At 74.0% G+C, this 17,440-nt stretch carries 14 protein-coding genes and 1 pseudogene; 3 read left to right on the top strand and 12 right to left on the bottom strand.

The window, feature by feature from the left end; translation table 11 throughout:
• Nucleotides 1-21: 21 nt before the first annotated feature.
• From QFZ75_RS32290 to rpe, 8 genes are all read right to left on the bottom strand, one after another.
• Complete coding sequence (locus QFZ75_RS32290) at nucleotides 22-810, bottom strand: carbon-nitrogen hydrolase family protein (protein ID WP_307542556.1); 789 nt, start codon at nucleotides 808-810, stop codon at nucleotides 22-24.
• 167 nt (nucleotides 811-977) lie between these two features.
• Nucleotides 978-2,195, bottom strand: a complete 1,218-nt coding sequence (locus QFZ75_RS32285) for an MFS transporter (protein ID WP_307542555.1) — start codon at nucleotides 2,193-2,195, stop codon at nucleotides 978-980.
• A 252-nt stretch (nucleotides 2,196-2,447) separates the two neighbouring features.
• Nucleotides 2,448-2,900: an Lrp/AsnC family transcriptional regulator gene (locus QFZ75_RS32280; RefSeq protein ID WP_307542553.1), complete on the bottom strand. Its 453-nt coding sequence runs from the start codon at nucleotides 2,898-2,900 to the stop codon at nucleotides 2,448-2,450.
• 85 nt (nucleotides 2,901-2,985) lie between these two features.
• Nucleotides 2,986-4,428, bottom strand: coding sequence for a GuaB1 family IMP dehydrogenase-related protein (locus QFZ75_RS32275; protein WP_307544934.1), 1,443 nt, complete (start codon nucleotides 4,426-4,428; stop codon nucleotides 2,986-2,988).
• A gap of 128 nt (nucleotides 4,429-4,556) precedes the next feature.
• Nucleotides 4,557-4,910: a barstar family protein gene (locus QFZ75_RS32270; protein ID WP_307542552.1), complete on the bottom strand. Its 354-nt coding sequence runs from the start codon at nucleotides 4,908-4,910 to the stop codon at nucleotides 4,557-4,559.
• Nucleotides 4,907-5,371: a ribonuclease domain-containing protein gene (locus QFZ75_RS32265; protein ID WP_307542550.1), complete on the bottom strand. Its 465-nt coding sequence runs from the start codon at nucleotides 5,369-5,371 to the stop codon at nucleotides 4,907-4,909. The genes QFZ75_RS32270 and QFZ75_RS32265 overlap by 4 nt, the downstream gene beginning before the upstream one ends.
• A gap of 95 nt (nucleotides 5,372-5,466) precedes the next feature.
• Entirely contained in the window at nucleotides 5,467-6,510 is a 1,044-nt protein-coding gene (locus tag QFZ75_RS32260) for a sugar-binding transcriptional regulator (protein ID WP_307542547.1), read from the bottom strand.
• A 78-nt stretch (nucleotides 6,511-6,588) separates the two neighbouring features.
• Entirely contained in the window at nucleotides 6,589-7,275 is a 687-nt protein-coding gene (gene rpe / locus QFZ75_RS32255) for a ribulose-phosphate 3-epimerase (protein ID WP_307542545.1), read from the bottom strand.
• A 311-nt stretch (nucleotides 7,276-7,586) separates the two neighbouring features.
• On the opposite strand from rpe, the pseudogene QFZ75_RS32250 reads away from it, so the two are divergent.
• Together QFZ75_RS32250 and QFZ75_RS32245 are read left to right on the top strand one after the other, a co-directional pair.
• A pseudogene (locus QFZ75_RS32250) lies at nucleotides 7,587-8,560 on the top strand (MMPL family transporter); the annotation flags it as partial.
• Between the two features lie 282 nt (nucleotides 8,561-8,842).
• Entirely contained in the window at nucleotides 8,843-9,865 is a 1,023-nt protein-coding gene (locus QFZ75_RS32245; protein ID WP_307542543.1) for a hypothetical protein, read from the top strand.
• A gap of 165 nt (nucleotides 9,866-10,030) precedes the next feature.
• On the opposite strand, the gene QFZ75_RS32240 is transcribed toward QFZ75_RS32245, so the two are convergent.
• A complete protein-coding gene (locus QFZ75_RS32240) occupies nucleotides 10,031-11,455 on the bottom strand; it encodes an RsmB/NOP family class I SAM-dependent RNA methyltransferase (protein ID WP_307542541.1) in 1,425 nt (474 codons plus the stop codon).
• A 183-nt stretch (nucleotides 11,456-11,638) separates the two neighbouring features.
• The gene (gene fmt / locus QFZ75_RS32235) at nucleotides 11,639-12,571 is read right to left on the bottom strand and encodes a methionyl-tRNA formyltransferase (RefSeq protein WP_307542539.1); all 933 of its coding nucleotides are present in this window, start codon (nucleotides 12,569-12,571) and stop codon (nucleotides 11,639-11,641) included.
• Nucleotides 12,572-12,806: 235 nt separating this feature from the next.
• Here fmt and QFZ75_RS32230 point away from each other — a divergent pair, with 235 nt between their 5' ends.
• The gene (locus QFZ75_RS32230; RefSeq protein ID WP_307542537.1) at nucleotides 12,807-13,349 is read left to right on the top strand and encodes a hypothetical protein; all 543 of its coding nucleotides are present in this window, start codon (nucleotides 12,807-12,809) and stop codon (nucleotides 13,347-13,349) included.
• Between the two features lie 130 nt (nucleotides 13,350-13,479).
• On the opposite strand, the gene QFZ75_RS32225 is transcribed toward QFZ75_RS32230, so the two are convergent.
• Nucleotides 13,480-15,639 (bottom strand): primosomal protein N', encoded by a 2,160-nt coding sequence (locus QFZ75_RS32225; protein ID WP_307542535.1) that lies wholly within the window; start codon nucleotides 15,637-15,639, stop codon nucleotides 13,480-13,482.
• Between the two features lie 430 nt (nucleotides 15,640-16,069).
• The gene (metK, locus tag QFZ75_RS32220; protein ID WP_307542533.1) at nucleotides 16,070-17,278 is read right to left on the bottom strand and encodes a methionine adenosyltransferase; all 1,209 of its coding nucleotides are present in this window, start codon (nucleotides 17,276-17,278) and stop codon (nucleotides 16,070-16,072) included.
• Nucleotides 17,279-17,440 lie beyond the last annotated feature (162 nt).

Here is a 17,440-nt window from a genome sequence, read left to right as displayed (position 1 = left end):
GTGTCGGGAGCGTCGCGGCGGTCAGACGAGGGACCCGTAGAGGCCGGGGCGGCGGTCCTTCAGGTACGGGTTGCCCGCGCGCGAGGCGGCGAGGAACGCCGGATCCACGTCCCCCAGGACGAGTTCCTCCGCACGGCCGGCCCGCGCCCGGGCGCCCCCGTCGGGGCCGGCCAGGGTGGAGAGCCCGACGAACTCGAACTCCCCTTCCGTGCCGGCCCTGTTCACGTACGCGACGTACATCTGATTCTCGAAGGCCCGCACCGGGACGACCGATTCGGCGACGAAGTGGAACGGGTGCATCTGGGCCGTGGGCACCACGAGGAGGTCGGTGCCGGCGAGGGCGTGCGCGCGGACGTTCTCCGGGAACTCCACGTCGTAGCAGATCATGAGGCCGATGCGGAGGCCGTCCAGCTCGGTCTGGACCACCGGTTCGTCGCCGGGTGTGAACCACTCCCGCTCGAAGCGGCCGAAGAGGTGGGTCTTGCGGTAGTTCGCGAGACGCGTGCCGTCGGCGGAGATCAGCTGGGCGGAGTTGAAGACCAGGTCCGAGGAACGCTCGGGGTAGCCGTAGACGACGGCCAGACCGTGCCGGCCGGCGATCTCGGCGACCTCGTCCGCGGAGTCCCCGTCGGCGGGCTCGGCCAGCCGGTGCACGTCGGCGCCGATCGCGTACCCGGTGAGGAACAGCTCGGGGGCGATCAGGAGCCCGGCGCCCGCGGCGGCGGCACGGCCCGCGGCCCCGTCGAGGACCTTGAGGTTCTCGACGACGGATCCGGGCCGGCCGGAGCTCTGGAGCAGGGCGGTGCGCATGCGTGTTCCTCACCGGGCGGAAGGGGTGTGGGAGGCCGTACGGACGGCCGGACAAACGGTACGGGCGGGAGGCTCCGGCGGACAAGGAGCAGCCGTTGCGTGCCGATGGACGATTCGTTGCGTCCACCGGCACCTCGACGGCGATTCGTTGCGCGGGGTGGGCCGCGTCACATCCGTTTCGTGGCCGGCGGGGTCCCGGCCGCTCCTGCGCCGCCCTGTCTGGCTACGACGAGCGCCGTCGCCAGACAGGGCACCGCGCACAGCGCGAAGGCGGTGGCATGGGTGGTCGCCGACCCGACCGTCGCGTAGAGGCCGAACACGGCGACGGTCGCGAGGTCGGTGCCCACCCCGGCCACCGAGGTCAGGGTGGCCCGCCCGGCCTCGCCGATGCGGTCCTGGAGCCGGGCCTCGGCCAGGACGCTCGCCAGCTGGAACCCGCAGAAGGCGAGGGCCACCAGGCCGATCCCGGCCGGGGTCCGCAGCCACGCGCCCACGGCGAGCGCCAGCGCCGAGCCCGCCAGGAGCCGGGCGAACCCGCCCCGGCCCAGCCGCTGCCCCGCACCGGCCAGCAGCCCGCCGGCGGTCGCCCCGGCCCAGATCAGCAACAGCCAGTGCGACACGGCGTCCTCGGCGACGCCCGTGTCCCGGACGAGCAGGGGCGTGTACTCGTCGAGCGCGCCCCACACCGCGGTCACGGCGGGCACGAGCAGCAGGGCGGCGCGTACGGACCGGTCGGCGCGGGCCTCGGCGAGACCGGCCCGCAGCGGCCGGACCCACCCGTCGCCACAACCGCCCCGCGCACCCGCCGTCCGGTGCTCGGGGAACCGGGTCGCGGTGGCCGCGGTCAGCAGGCACACCAGCACACTGGCGAGCCCGACGGCCGGATAGCCGCCGTACGCGAAGACCGGCCCGGCGAGGGCCATGGCCGCCATCACGGCGACGAGTCCCGCCGCGCGGGCCCGGCCCAGGACGCGTCCGTAACCGCCTGCGGCGCCGAGCCGGTCGAGTTCCTCGTACACCAGCGCCTCCAGCGCGCCGGAGCAGAGCGCGCCCTTGGCTCCCCAGAGCACGAAGCCGAGGGCGAAGGCCCCGTACGAGGGGACGAGCACCCACAGGGTGAAGCCGGCGGCGGTGAGCAGCGGTCCGATCCACAGGAGCAGCCGCCGCGAGACGGCGTCGGCCCAGGCGCCGGAAGGTATCTCCAGCACGACACCGGTGACGGACCAGAGGGCGAACAGCGAGGAGATCTGCCAGACGGTGAGCCCGGTGTCGGCGAAGAGGAGCGCGTACACCGGATAGAGCAGGACGAAGTCGTCGAGGAACGCGTAGGCGTAGAGCGTGCCGGTGAGCCGCCGCGCGGAGGCGGCGGAGGAAGAGGGTGACATGAGGCCTTCCCGGGGGAACCGCGGATCCGGACACCGAAGGAACGGCGCCCGGGGCGGCCCTCGAGAGGCACAGGCAAAGAATCAATGTCGCCAGGTCATACCCGAAAGACTAGCCGGGCCTTCCGAATCGGGCCCAGCGATTTAATCGACGCTCACCACGGGCCGCCCCTCAGGGGCGCGGGGAACTGCGCGACAAGCCCCCACCGGCCCGCACACGCCCCCGCACCTCCGCACCCCGCACCCCGCGGAGCGCTACGTCGGGGACCCCGACGAAAACCTCCGCAGCAACGGCGACAGCACGAGCACGGACTTCGTCCGCTCGACGAACGGCTCCCCGGCGATCCGCTCCAGCACCCGCTCGAAGTGCCGCATGTCGGAGGCGAAGACCTGGACGACGGCGTCCGCGTCCCCCGTGACGGTGGACGCGGCCACGACCTCCTGGTAGCGCTCCAGCCCCCGCTGGATCGTCTCGGGCGAGGTGTTGCGGCGGCAGTAGATCTCGACGAACCCCTCGGTCTCCCACCCGAGCGCCACCGGATCCACCCGCACCGTGAACCCGGTGATCGCCCCGCTGGACCGCAGCCGGTCCACCCGCCGCTTCACGGCGGGCGCGGACAGCCCGACCTCCTGCCCGATGTCGGCGTAGGAGCGCCGCGCGTCCTCGGCCAGGGCGTGCACGATGCGTTCGTCGAGATCGTTCAGCACTGCGGGTGGATCACTTCTCTTCGCTGGTCACGGGACGGGCCCGCCGGGGCCCCGCCGGGGGCGCGGAGCTGTGTCGAGGTGCGGCTCAGCCCCAGCTGGCGTGCAGCGGCTTGCCCTCCGCGTACCCCGCGGCGCTCTGCACACCGACGACCGCCCGCTCGGCGAACTCCGCGAGCGAGTTCGCCCCGGCGTACGTGCAGGACGACCGCACGCCCGCGATGATCGAGTCGATCAGGTCCTCGACGCCCGGGCGGGACGGGTCGAGGAACATCCTGGAGGTCGAGATCCCCTCCTCGAACAGCGCCTTGCGGGCCCGGTCGTACGACGACTCCTCCGACGTGCGGTTGCGCACCGCGCGCGCCGACGCCATGCCGAAGGACTCCTTGTAGGGGCGCCCGTTCGCGTCGTGCTGCAGGTCGCCCGGCGACTCGTAGGTACCGGCGAACCACGAGCCCACCATGACGTTCGACGCGCCCGCGGCCAGCGCCATGGCGACGTCGCGGGGGTGCCGCACCCCGCCGTCGGCCCACACGTGCTTGCCGAACTTCGCCGCCTCGGCCGCGCACTCCAGGACGGCCGAGAACTGGGGCCGGCCCACGCCGGTCATCATGCGCGTGGTGCACATGGCGCCCGGTCCGACGCCGACCTTGACGATGTCCGCGCCGGCCTCGATCAGATCGCGTACGCCCTCGGCGGCGACGATGTTGCCCGCGACGATCGGCACCTGCGGGTCCAGCCCGCGGACGGCCCGCACCGCGGAGATCATCGACTCCTGGTGGCCGTGCGCGGTGTCCACGACGAGCGTGTCGACGCCCGCCTCCAGCAGCTGCTTGGCCTTGCCCGCGACATCGCCGTTGATACCGACGGCCGCCGCGATGCGCAGCCTGCCGTCCGCGTCGGTGGCCGGCGTGTAGAGCGTGGCGCGCAGGGCGCCCTTGCGGGTGAGGATGCCGGCGAGCCTGCCGTCCCGGTCGACGGCCGGCGCGTAGCGGCGGTTGGCCTGGTCGAGCCTGGTGAACGCCTCGCCCGGCTCGATGTCCGCGTCGAGCAGCAGCAGGTCGCGGGACATGACCTCGGAGAGCTGTGTGAAGCGGTCGACGCCGTTCAGGTCGGCGTCGGTGACGACACCGAGGGGGCGGCCCTCGCCGTCCACCACGACACCGGCGTCGTGCGCGCGCTTGGGCAGCAGGGACAGCGCGTCGGCGACGGTCTGGTGCGGGGCCAGGATGATCGGGGTGTCCAGCACGAGGTGCCGGCCCTTGACCCAGGAGACGACCTCGGTGACGACCTCGATCGGGATGTCCTGCGGAATGACGACGAGCCCGCCGCGCCGGGCCACGGTCTCGGCCATCCGGCGGCCCGCGATGGCCGTCATGTTGGCCACGACCAGCGGGATCGTGGTGCCGGTGCCGTCCGGTGAGGCCAGGTCGACGCCCTGCCGCGAGCCGACCGCGGAACGGCTCGGCACCATGAAGACGTCGTCGTACGTGAGGTCGTACGGAGGCTGGATGTCGTTCAGGAAACGCACGTGCTGCACATCCCAGTCGATCAGAGGTGGCCCCCGGACAGGTCAGCCCGAGGGAAGAGCACGTACTTCATTGTCCCATGACGGGGGCCGTGCACGCCCTGGGCCGAACATCCAGGCCGGTCAGGGGCCTACTGGTGCGATCCTCCGAGGTCCAGCGCCACGGTGAGCAGGCCCTCCGGGGCCCGGTCCGCCGCCTGGGCGAAGACGTCCTCGGCGATGCGCCACTCCTCGGGCCGCGTGCGCGCGTACGTCCGCCAGCCGGTGACGAGGACCAGCAGTCCTGCCTCGCCGGCGGCCGCGGGCCATACGGACGGGTCGCCGAGGCTGTCGGCGAGGGCGTCCCAGTTGCGGCCGAACCAGTCCGGCAGCTCCAGGGCCCGTACGCAGCGCTCCATGAGGCCCGCCTTGTCCGCGACCCCGTCGAGGTCCAGGGTGACCACGGGGCGGACCGGCACCGTACGGCCGGGCACGTCGTGCGTCATCTCAGCACCGCCCTGAACGAGTTGTAGTGATCATCGGTGTAGTAGACCTCGCCGTCCCGCCCGGTGACAATGCGCCGGGCCCCGCGGTCCCGCTCGCCGGGGGTGCGCACCGTGTACTCGTGGTAGTGCCCGCGTTCCCGCCGTGGCAGCTCGCGCTCGCGGTTGCCGAAGACGCCGCCGTCCTCGGCGTACGGAAAGGGCCCGCCGACGTCGATGAGGGCGAGCGTGCGGCGGGCCTCGGCGGGCAGCCCGGCCTCGGCGACCGTGTCCCTCCCGGCGGCCCAGCCGGGGACCGGGGCGGAGGCCTGGGCGGAGGCCGGGACGGAGGCCGGGGCGGAGGCCGGGGCGGAGGTGACCGCCCCGCTGCCGGTCTCCGTGTCCGCCGACGCGCAGCCGGTCAGCAGGACCATGAGGCAGAGCCACAGCCCGAAGAGCGGACGGGGGACGGACCGGAGCAGCATGTCGCCGATGCTGCCACAGCCGTCCCCGCGAGGCGCACCGCCGGACCGCCGGTGATTCACACCGGCGCACGGCGGGTCAGGAGCCCCCTGAGCTGTCAGAGCCCGTCGGGGTCCGCCCGCTCGAGGGCCGGACGCGGTGCCGGACCCGTCGTCATCAGGGCGTCCGCTGCCGCCGTGTCCGTCACCAGGCTGGTGACGAGGCCGGACCGCAGCACGGCGTCGATGGCGCCCGACTTGCGCTGCCCGCCGGCGATCGCGACGACCTCGGGAATCCGCCGCAGCCGGTCGGCCTCGACGGTGATGCACCGCTCCCCCAGATCGCGCCCGACGCGGCGGCCCTCGGCGTCGAAGAGGTGCGCGGACATCTCGGCCTCGACCCCGAGGGAGGCGTAGTGGGCACGTTCCTCCTCGGTGAGCATGTCGTGCACCGTCGAGATCCCGGCCTCCCAGGACCCGATGGACACACAGGCCACGGTGACCTTGTCGAAGTACTCGAAGGCCCGCGCGATCCCCGTCTGGCTGCGCAGCGCGGCCGCCGTGGCCACGTCGGGCAGCAGCATCGGCGCGTAGATGGGGTGGGCGTCGCCGCCGGAGACCTGGGCGGCCCGGCGGACGGCCTCGACCGAGCCGCGCTCGGCCGTTCCCGCGTCGTAGACACCCGTCAGCTGCACCACCGTGCACGGCGGCAGCCGGTCGAGCGCCGCGGCCATGTGGATGGTGGAGCGGCCCCAGGCGAGGCCGAGCACATCGCCCTCGGCCACCAGCTCGCCGAGCAGGTCGGCGGCCACCTCGCCGAGGTTCTCCGGGTCGGGCGACTCCTCGGCCTCGGCCGGTGACTCGACGACGACGGCGTGCCGCAGGCCGTAGCGGGCGCGCAGCGCGTCGGAGCGCTCCGCGTCCAGCTCGGCGGGGACACGGATCTCGATCCTCACGAGATCCCGTTCGAGGGCGGTCTCCAGGACCCGGGCCACCTTGAAGCGGCTGACGCCGAACTCCTCGGCGATCTGGATCTTGGACTTGCCCTCGAGGTAGAAGCGGCGGGCCATGGCCGCCGCCTGCACCAGCTCGGCGGGTCCCATCCGCATGGCTGACCGGCCCGCCGACATACCCGACACGGGGATCTCCTCACTGCTGTTCACACTCTGGTATCGCCGTTCATCCTCGCAGATCCGGCGTACTTGATCAGCCCTGAGGGGCGGCGTTCACGTTCCCTTGGTTCAGTGTCCGCATGCCCATGCTGCCTGGGCCGTCGCCTCCTGCGCCTGCGTGCGCAATGCACGTACCGCCTGGGCGGGGTCGTCGGCCCCGTAGACGGCCGAGCCGGCGACGAAGACGTCGGCTCCCGCCTCGGCGCAGCGCTCGATGGTGGACGCCGAGACCCCGCCGTCGACCTGCAGCCACAGCTCCAGGCCGTGCTTGCTGATCAGCTCACGGGTACGGCGGATCTTCGGCAGCATGATGTCGAGGAACGCCTGGCCGCCGAAGCCCGGCTCGACGGTCATGATCAGCAGCATGTCGAGCTCGGGGAGCAGGTCCTCGTACGGCTCGATGGGCGTCGCGGGCTTCAGCGCCATGGAGGCGCGGGCGCCCTTGGCGCGGATCTCACGGGCGAGGCGCACGGGCGCCGCCGCCGCCTCGGCGTGGAAGGTGACGGAACCGGCACCCGCCTCTACGTACTGGGGTGCCCACCGATCGGCGTCCTCGATCATCAGATGGCAGTCCAGCGGGGTGTCCGTCGCACGCGCCAGGGACTCTACGACCGGCACGCCGAGCGTGAGGTTCGGGACGAAGTGGTTGTCCATCACGTCGACGTGCAGCCAGTCGGCGCCCTCCACCGCCCGTGCCTCCTCGGCGAGGCGGGCGAAGTCGGCGGACAGGATGCTGGGGTTGATCTGCGCGGCCATACCCCAAGCCTGCCATGCCCGGCGCGGGTTGCCCTCCCCGGTCCCGGCCCGGACCCTCCGGTGACGACCGGTCCGGTCCGGGGGCCGCGCCCGCGGGACGGCCCGTGCCGTTCTTGTCGGCCCACCGGCTCCATGAGCGGTTACGGGGACGGCCATGGCGGACACACGGGGAAAGCGACCGCGGGGGGGTCGGACGGCTGGTCTGCGGCCGGCGGTCCAAGTGGCTCGTGGTGGGCCTGTGGCTGGTGCTGCTCGTGGTGACGGCGCCCCTCGCCCAGAAGCTCGCCGACGCCCAGGACAACGACGCGGCCTCCTGGCTGCCGGGGTCCGCGGAGTCCACCCAGGTCCTGCGGGCCTCCGGGGAGTTCAGGCCGGAGCAGATCCCCGCGGTCGTCGTGCACGCCCGCGCGGACGGCCTCACGGCACGGGACCGGGTACGGATCGCCGAGGACGTACGGGAGCTCGGGGAACTGCGCGAGCAGGGCATCCGCAGCGCGCAGACCCGCGGTCCCGTGTTCAACCGCAGGCCGGCCCCGCGGGCGGCCCAGGGGCATCGACTCCACCCTGCTGTTCTCGGCGACGCCCGTCGTGGTGGTGACGCTGCTGATCACCTACCGCAGTCCGACCCGCTGGTGGTCCCGCTGCTCGGTGCGGTCGCCGCGCTGTTCACCGCGCAGGCGCTGATCCACCTGCTCGCGGAGCACGCGGGGCTGACCGTCGACGGCCGGAGCGCGGGCATCCTCACGGTGCTCGTCCTCGGCGCGGGGACGGACTGCGCCCTGCTCCTGGTCGCCCGCTACCGGGAGGACCGATCGGCACGGTGGTGCTGTCCTTCGCGAGCGCGCTGGGCATCAGCGCGCTCGCGTTCCGGTACGTCTTCGACTACGCGGGCGAGTCGACGGACTTCCCGCTCTTCGTCTTCGTCTTCGTCTTCGTCTTCCTGGTGGTACTGGGCATCGACTACAACATCTTCCTGACCACCCGCATCCGCGAGGAGGCCGTCCGCCGGGGCACGCGCAAGGGGGTGGTCGCCGGCCTGGCCGCCACCGGCGCGGTCATCACGTCGGCGGGCCCGGTCCTCGCGGGCACCTTCGCCGCCCTCGGCACGCTCCCGATGGTGGCCTTCGCCGAGATCGGTTTCGCGGTGGCCCTGGGCGTCCTCCTCGACACGTTCGTCGTGCGCTCGGTCCTCGTGACGTCGTTGTTCCTGGACGCGGGGCCCAAGGTCTGGTGGCCCCACCGCCTGTCCCACGAGGACGGGGCGATGGGCGGCCCGTCGGCGTAGGACCCCCCGGGCACCGCTCGGGCGCGTCCCCCTGTCCGGCCCCGACCCCTGCCGCAAAGGTAGGGGTACCGGTCGGGCAAAGACTCTCCCTACTGTGTGATCGCGGTCCGGGGAGCACGGGGAATCCACGGCCGCGTCCCTTCACGAGCGACGAGCGGGCCGCCCTGTCGTGCTTCCGTCCCGTCCCGTCCCGTCCGCGTTCCGGATCCGGGACGCGGTCCCGCCGTCACGCGTTCCCGCAGCGGTCCACCGGACGAACTGCCCTGCCTGGAGAAGAGGAACATGTCGAACACCGGATACAGCCGCCGCGGAGTGCTCGGAGCGGCGGCGGCGCTCGCCGCCACCTCCGCCGTCGGAGCGGCGCCGTCGGCGGCGGCCGCCGCGGGCAACGGTCCCGCGGTCGTCACCGGCCACGCGGACGCGCTGCACCCCGAGGGGGTCGTCTGGGACGCGCGGCGCAACGCGTTCCTGGTCAGCTCCACCCGTCACGGCACCGCGTCGATCGTCGACATCAAGGGCCGCGTCACCCCGCTGGTCACCGACATCGACCCGCGCGTCGTCTCCTCGGTCGGTATCGCGGCGGACCCCGCCCGCAATCGGCTGCTGCTGGGCTGCCACGACTTCGGTCTCGGCGCGCGCAGCACTCCCGAGACCTTCGGAGCCGCGTCCTACCTGGCGGTCTACGACCTGCGCACCGGCCGGCGGCGTGGCCTGGTCGACCTGAAGCTCGGCCCCGAGCCGATGCACGCGGCCGACCGCATAGCGATCGCTCCGGACGGCACCGCGTACGTCTCCGACCCGGCGGCGAACAAGATCTACCAGGTCACCGTCGACGGCGAGGCCTCGGTGCTGGTGGACTCCGCCGTCATCGCGCCGGGCTGGCAGGTCGGCACGGGCGCCGGTGTCATCGGCATCCTCCTGCACCCGCGCGGCTTCCTGCTGACCCTGCACTACAGCACCGGCAGGCTGGTCCGCATCCCGCTCGACGCACCGGAGCGGGCGACCGCCGTCACCCTGGACCGTCCGATCGTCGGCGGTGACTCCGTCGTGCTGCGCCCCGACGGCACCCTCCTCGTCGTCGGCAACAACCTGGCCGCGCCCACCGGCGTCGACGCGGTCGTCGTCCTGCGGCCGACCTGCGCGGACTGGACCGCGGCGCACGAGATCCGCCGGGTGGAGCCCTGGCCCGAGGTGCTGCCCACGGACATCGCCGACACTCCGTACGGCGCCTACGCCATCAGCGGGCGCCCCGACCTGCTGGGGCAGGGCCTCACGACGGACGAGTTCGTCCTGCGCCGCCTCTGACGCGTTCCGTACCCTCGCGTCCGGCCGCCGAGGGGGCTCGCGGGGGAACACCCCGGCGGGCCCGCCCGGACACCCACTTCACGTACCGGCCCCTCCTCCGGTCCGGACCCGGCCGCCACAGGCCGCCCGGGTCCGGACCGGCCGGCCCGGCGGGCCTGGTCCGGGTCAGCCGGTCCGGCGGATCAGGGCCAGATACATCGCGTCCGTGCCGTGCACGTGCGGCCAGAGCTGGATGTCCGGGCCGTCGCCGAGGGCCGGGACACCCGGCAGGAGCGGGCGGGCGTCGAGGAGTTCGGCGTCCTGCTGCTTGAGCACGTCGTCGACCACGGCCCGGGTCTCGGCGAGGTGCGGCGAGCAGGTGGCGTACCCGACGACACCGCCGACCCGTACCGATTCGAGCGCGGTGCGCAGCAGCCCGCGCTGCAGCGGCGCGAACCCGTCCAGGTCGGCCGGCCGCCGCCGCCAGCGGGCCTCGGGCCGCCGCCGCAGGGCGCCGAGCCCGGTGCAGGGCACGTCCATCAGTACCCGGTCGAAGGTCCCCGGACGCCACGGGGGCCGCGTGCCGTCGGCGGCGATCACCTGGTACGGCCCCGGGTTCCCGGCGAGTGCCTTCGCGACCAGCCCCGCCCGGTGCGGCTGCTTCTCGGAGGCGAGCAGCACGGCCCCGCGCTCCGCGGCGAGCCCGGCGAGCATGGCCGCCTTGCCACCCGGTCCGGCGCACCCGTCGAGCCAGGTCCTGTCCGGCCCGTCGAGGGGAGCGTTCGCGAGGGCGACCGCCACGAGCTGGCTGCCCTCGTCCTGGACGCCGGCGCGCCCTTCGCGCACGGCGTCGATCGCCCCCGGCTCGCCGCCCTCGGACAGCCGCACGGCGTACGGCGACCAGCGTCCCGGCAGCGCCGTCCCCTCGCCGAGCGCGCCGAGGATCTCGTCCGCGGTGGCACGTCCGGGCCTGGCGACCAGCGTCACCTCGGGCCGTTCGTTGTCGGCCTCCAGCAGGTCCTCGATGCCGGCGCGGCCGCCGCCCAGCGAGTCCCACAGGGCGGAGACGATCCACCGCGGATGCGAGTGGACGACGGCGAGATGGTCCTCGGCGTCCTCGTCGTAGGGCGGCGCGACCTGCTCGATCCAGGCGTCCAGCTCCTGCCGCGAGATCTTGCGGAGCACGGCGTTGACGAACTTCGCCCGCCCGTCGCCGAGGACGATCCGCGCGAGGTCGACGGTGGCCGACACGGCCGCGTGCGTCGGGATCCGCGTGCCGAGCAACTGGTGGGCGCCCAGGTTGAGTACGTCCAGCACCGGCGGGTCGACCTCGCGCAGCGGCCGGTCCACGCACGCCGCGATGATCGCGTCGTACGTCCCCTGCCGGCGCAGCGTCCCGTACACCAGCTCGGTCGCCAGCGCCGCGTCCCGCCCGTCGAAGTCGCCGTTCTCCCGCGCCTTCCGCAGCAGCGGCGGCAGCACGAGGTTCGCGTACGCGTCCCGTTCGTCCACCGCCCGCAACGCATCGAAGGCGAGCATCCGCACGGGGTCCTTCTTCGGACGACGGTACGGCTTGCCCTGCTGACGACCCCGACGAGTCTGCTCACTCACGAAAAGGTGCTCCGGCTCAGTGGAAGAGATACGCCCCTCAGGTTACGTCGCCCGGATTCCGGAGCGCTCCCGCAGGGGCGCCCGGAAGGGGCGAGGGGAGCTGCGCGAGCGGCCCCCACCGGCCCGCACCCGGCATCACACCGTCCGGCCGCCGCCCCCGCCCAGCCGTCCGCAGGACACCCGTCAGGCTCCGACCACCTCGCCGGAGGCGATCCGCACCCCCCGGGCCCAGTCGGCGGCCCTCATCGGCTTCTTCCCCTGCGCCTGCACCCACAGCAACTCGATCGCGTACGACCCGGTCCCCACGTGCACGCTGTTCTTCCCGACCGCCAGCGCTCCCGGCGCCAGGTCCGTCCGCTCGGGGACGGGCGCGGCCTGGACGAGCTTCAGCCGCTCCCCGCGGAACACGGTCCACGCCCCGGGCGCGGGCGTGCATCCCCGCACGACCCGGTCGACCCGCAGCGCCGGCGCGCTCCAGTCCACCCGCGCGTCCTCGACGGTGATCTTCGGCGCCAGGGTGACCCCGTCCGCCGGCTGCGGCACAGCCTTCAGCGTGCCGTCCTCGATCCCGTCCATGGTCGCCGCGAGCAGCCCGGACCCGGCGAAGGCGAGCCGCGTCAGCAGGTCCCCGCTGGTGTCGGTGGGCCGCACCTCCTCGGTGACGGTCCCGTACACGGGCCCGGAGTCGAGCCCCTCCTCGATGAGGAAGGTGGACGCGCCGGTGATCTCGTCCCCGGCCATCACCGCGTGCTGCACGGGCGCCGCCCCGCGCCAGGCGGGCAGCAGCGAGAAGTGCAGGTTGACCCAGCCGCGGGCGGGGACGTCGAGCGCGACCCGCGGCAGCAGCGCCCCGTACGCCACGACGGGGCAGCAGTCCGGGGCGATCTCCCGCAGCCGTGCGAGGAAGTCCTCGTCCCGCGGCCGCACCGGCTTGAGCACCTCGATCCCGGCGTGCTCGGCACGCTGCGCGACGGGGCTCGCGACGAGCCTGCGCCCCCGCCCGGCCGGCGCGTCGGGGCGCGTGACGACGGCGGCCACCTCGTGGCGCCCGGAGGCGATCAGGGCGTCCAGGGCGGGAACGGCGACCTCTGGGGTGCCGGCGAAGACGAGCTTCATGGGTGACGGTCGGCCTCTCGGGCGGGTTCACAACGGGCAGCGCACCAGTCTATGGGGCACACTCCGGCTCCGGGCCGGGACGAGCGCCGCCCCGACCGCCGGGGGCGTACGCATATGCCCCCGCGCCCCTCGTGCGTGACCACTCACGGTGAAACGCGTTGTCAAGAAAGAGTTGACCAAAACGGGCCGCAATCGCGGCCCGGACCTTTTCAACGCCGGTCCGAGAGGCTTGTTCATGGCCGACCACGCAACCCACGACGCCCAGGCCCGGGCAAGCCTGCACTTGCTGGTGCGGGACATCGAGCGGGTCCGTCGACAGGTGGACGCACTGCGCACGCTGACAGCCCAGCTGGGGAACGTCTACCGCCCGCGCCGCTCCGGCCCCTCCGCGGGCTTCGTCGTCTACGGGCGTGCCCCCGCTCCGACCGTCCGCCTGGCCCAGGAGCTGCGGGACAGCGTCGAGACCCTGGTCACGGCCGCCGTGGACTTCGACCGCTCGCTGGGCTTCTCGTGGGACGCGGTGGGTTCGGCCCTCGGGGTCACGAAGCAGGCGGTGCACCGCCGTTACGGCGCCCGCCGGGCGACCGCGCAGGCCGCCGCCGAGGCCGAGCGCGCGACCGAGCCCTCAGGAGCCCGTATCGCCGTCGACACCGGGATGCCCACGGTCCCGTCCGCCCGCTCCATGCCTCCGCCCATGCCGACCCAGCCCACGTCGGGGAGCCCCACCCTGCGCGAGGAGGCCAGGCCCAGCGCCTTCCCGGGCCCGCGCAACGGCTGACGCACGCGTCCGTCCGCCGCGAGGCGATCCGTCCACCCGCGGCCCCCGCCCCACAGCACCCGCCCGTCCGCACCCACTCATCTGCCCCCGGGACCGGAACCCTCGGGGGCGGACGCGTACGCACCCCCGGTCACCCGATGTCGGGCGGATCGATCCGGATGCGTACCGCCTCGGCGCCTCCACCGCCCCCGCTGCCGCCACGCGCCGTCCGGGCCGCCTGCGCGCTCTTCAGGGCGGACGCCAGCGCGGCACCCTTGCCCGGCGGCACCCGGATCAGCGCCCGCTCCCACGGCTCGCCCGCCGGCGGCGCACCCGGCCGCCGCGGCCGCCCCGGTTCGGCCGGCGACACCGGTACCGGCCCCAGCACCTCGGCCTCGCCCGGCAGTTCGACAGCGGCGAGGAATCCACCGAGCGCCTCCGCGGTCCCGGACACGGCCGCCATCCGGGACACCGGCGGGAACCCCAGCTCGGCCCGCTCCGCCAGCTCCCGGACGGCGTGTCCGACCGGATCCCACCGCACCAGCGCCTGCACGGGCCGCAGGGTCGGCTCGGCGACGACCACCACGGTCCCGCCGTCCCGCTGGCCCCGTACCAGCGCCGCCGCGTCGATCCAGCGCCGCAGCGCCTCCTCGCCGGCCCGCAGGTCGGGCCGCCCGAGCATCGCCCAGCCGTCGAGCAGCAGCGCCGCCGCGTAGCCGCCCTCGGCCACCGGCTCCGCGCCCGGCGTACTGACGACGAGGGCGGGCGACCCCGGCACCGTGTCCAGTACCTGCTCGCGCCCGGAGGTCCGCACGGGCACCGCGGGGAACGCGCGTCCCAGTTCCTCGGCGGTCCGCCGCGCCCCCACGACCTGCGCCCGCAGCCGGAACCCGCCGCACTCGGGACAGTGCCAGCCGCTCTCCTCCCGCCCGCACCACCCGCACCGCAGGCCCCCGGAGTCCTGCCCCTCCAACGGCCCGGCGCAGTGCCGGCAGCGGGCAGGCGCCCGGCACTGCGCGCAGGCCATCCGCGGTACGTAACCGCGCCGGGGCACCTGCACCAGTACGGGCCCCTGCTTCAGCCCTTCCCGTACGGCCTGCCAGGCGAGGGTGGGCAGGCGCGCGGCGCGGGCCGCCTCGTCACGCGCGAGATCATGGTCCCCGACGGTCCGTACGAGCGGCGCCGCCGCCCGGACCCGCTCCCGCTCGGCGACGATCGGGCCCGCCCAGCCGCTCTCGACGAGCTGCGCCGCCTCGACGGTGCAGCTCCAGCTCCCCAGCAGAAAAGCGCACTTGTCGTGGGCGGCGCGCAGCAGGAGCACTTCCCTGGCGTGCGGCTGCGGTGCGTGCGGCTCGCTGTGGCTGCCGTCCCCGTCGTCCCAGACGGCCACCAGGCCCAGGTCCCGGACGGGGGCGAACATGGCGGCCCTGGTCCCCACCACGGCCCGGACGGATCCGCGCCGTACGGCCAGCCACTGCCGGTAGCGCTTCTCGGGGCCGGCCTCGGCGGTGAGCACGGCATGACGGCCCTCCCCCAGCACCGAGGTCAGCGCGGCGTCGACGCGGCTGACGGCCCGTCCGTCCGGCACGACGACGAGCGCGCCGCGCCCCGAGGCGAGCGTCGCCGCCACGGCCCGGGCCAGCTCCTCGGCCCAGGCCGGACCCGGCAGCGCGTTCCACACGGCCCGGGGGGTCCCGCCGCCCGCGAGCGACTCGATGAAGGCGGCCCCCCGCGCGTACCTGCTCCAGGGCCCGGCGTCAGGCACCGCCGGCACGGGCAGCGGCTCGGGCGACGGCTTCGCCTCGGCCCGGGCGTTGCGCGGCGGGACGGCCAGTTGCAGCACGTCGGCCAGGCTTCCGGCATACCGGTCGGCGACGGCCCGCGCGAGGCCGAGCAGCTCCTCGCCCAGCACGGGCTCGGGCGACACGACCTGGGCGAGCGCCGCCAGGGGTCCCGCGTAGTCCGACTCGGCCAGCCGCTCGACGAGGTACCCGTCGATCAGCCCGCCGCCCTCGCGCCGCCCCTCCCGCACCCGGTGCCGCCCGGCTCCGAACCGCACCCGGACCCGCACCCCCGGCTGGGCGTCGGCGTCGAGCTCCTCGGGCACGGCGTAGTCGAAGTAGCGGTCGAGGTGCAGCACGCCCTTGTCGACGAGCACGCGCGCGACGGGCAGGTCCTTGGCGACCGCGGCCCCGCGCCAGGTCCGCGGCTTGGCCCGCGGCGCCTTGCGCACGGCGTCCCGGATCAGCGCAAGCTGCTCGGGCGGCGCCCCGTCGGCCCCGCCCCCCGCCTGCCCGTTCTCGCTGCTCACAGCAGCATTCCTACCAGACCCCACTGACACCGCCCCACGCCCGGGAACGGACCGGCCACGGATCGCGTACCCCACGGGGCGCCGCTGCCTCGGGCCGCTCGTTCGGCGGCGGCCCGCACGGGGATCGGCGGTGGTCCGCACGGAAGACGCCGGGACCCGGCACCCCTGAGGATGCCGGGTCCCGAAGAAACCGCCCCGCCGGGAACGGGCGGGCAGCCGGCGGCCGGTGCCGCGGCGGACGCCGCCTGTTGCGGGGCTGGGGCGTTTCTTTTGGATCAGGTCGGATCAGGCCGGATCAGGCCGCGGTGTCCGGTGCGGTGCGTCGCACGGCGGAACACGATCCGCGTACCGGGCGTACCCGGGTCGTGCCACGACGCCGCGAGGCGCCGTGCCGGGCGCCGCGGACCCGGGCCGATCCGAAAGAAACGGCCTAGAGCCCTGCCGCCTTGCGCAGTGCGTCCACCCGGTCCGTCTTCTCCCAGGTGAACTCGGGGAGCGCGCGGCCGAAGTGGCCGTACGCGGCGGTCTGGGCGTAGATCGGGCGCAGCAGGTCGAGGTCGCGGATGATCGCGGCCGGGCGGAGGTCGAAGACCTCGGTGATCGCCGTCTCGATCCTCTCCGCGTCGATCTTCGCGGTGCCGAAGGTCTCGACGAAGAGCCCGACGGGCTCGGCCTTGCCGATCGCGTAGGCGACCTGGACCTCGCAGCGGGAGGCGAGGCCCGCCGCGACGACGTTCTTGGCGACCCAGCGCATGGCGTACGCGGCGGAACGGTCGACCTTGGACGGGTCCTTGCCGGAGAACGCGCCGCCGCCGTGGCGGGCCATGCCGCCGTACGTGTCGATGATGATCTTGCGGCCGGTCAGGCCGGCGTCGCCCATCGGGCCGCCGATCTCGAAACGGCCGGTCGGGTTGACCAGCAGCCGGTAGCCCTCGGTCTCCAGCTTGATGCCGTCGTCCAGGAGCGCCTTCAGCTCGGGCTCCACCACGAACTCGCGGATGTCGGGCGCCAGCAGCGAGTCCAGGTCGATGTCCGACGCGTGCTGCGAGGAGACGACGACGGTGTCCAGGCGGACCGCCTTGTCACCGTCGTACTCGATGGTGACCTGGGTCTTTCCGTCGGGACGCAGGTAGGGGATCGTACCGTTCTTGCGGACCTCGGAGAGGCGGCGCGCGAGGCGGTGGGCGAGGTGGATCGGGAGCGGCATGAGCTCCGGGGTCTCGTCCGTCGCGTAGCCGAACATCAGGCCCTGGTCTCCGGCACCCTGCTTGTCGAGCTCGTCCTCGTCGCCCTCGACCCGCTTCTCGTACGCGGTGTCGACACCCTGCGCGATGTCGGGGGACTGGGAGCCGATCGACACGGACACGCCGCAGGACGCCCCGTCGAAGCCCTTCTTCGAGGAGTCGTAGCCGATCTCGAGGATCTTGTCGCGCACGAGCTGGGCGATCGGCGCGTAGGCCTTCGTCGTGACCTCGCCGGCCACGTGTACGAGACCGGTCGTGATCAGGGTCTCGACGGCGACCCGGGACCTCGGGTCCTCACGCAGAAGTGCATCGAGGATGGTGTCGCTGATCTGGTCAGCGATCTTGTCGGGGTGACCCTCGGTCACGGACTCCGAGGTGAACAGGCGACGGGACACAACGCTCCCTGTGGTTGCAGCGGCTGCTGTCTGATCATTGGCGGACGGCCGGGAGCTGCGCCCGGCGTCGTCCGACAACAGCTTATCGGTCGCACTTCGCCGCAGGGCTACTGTCTCGCCTCTCGGAAACGCTGTGACCTGCGGCACGGGCATTCTGCGGCA

This window comes from Streptomyces sp. V3I8, assembly GCF_030817535.1.
In the GTDB taxonomy this organism is placed as follows: domain Bacteria; phylum Actinomycetota; class Actinomycetes; order Streptomycetales; family Streptomycetaceae; genus Streptomyces.
The sequence above is the reverse complement of the archived record's forward strand: the minus strand, read 5'-3'. Positions and strand labels throughout refer to the sequence as shown.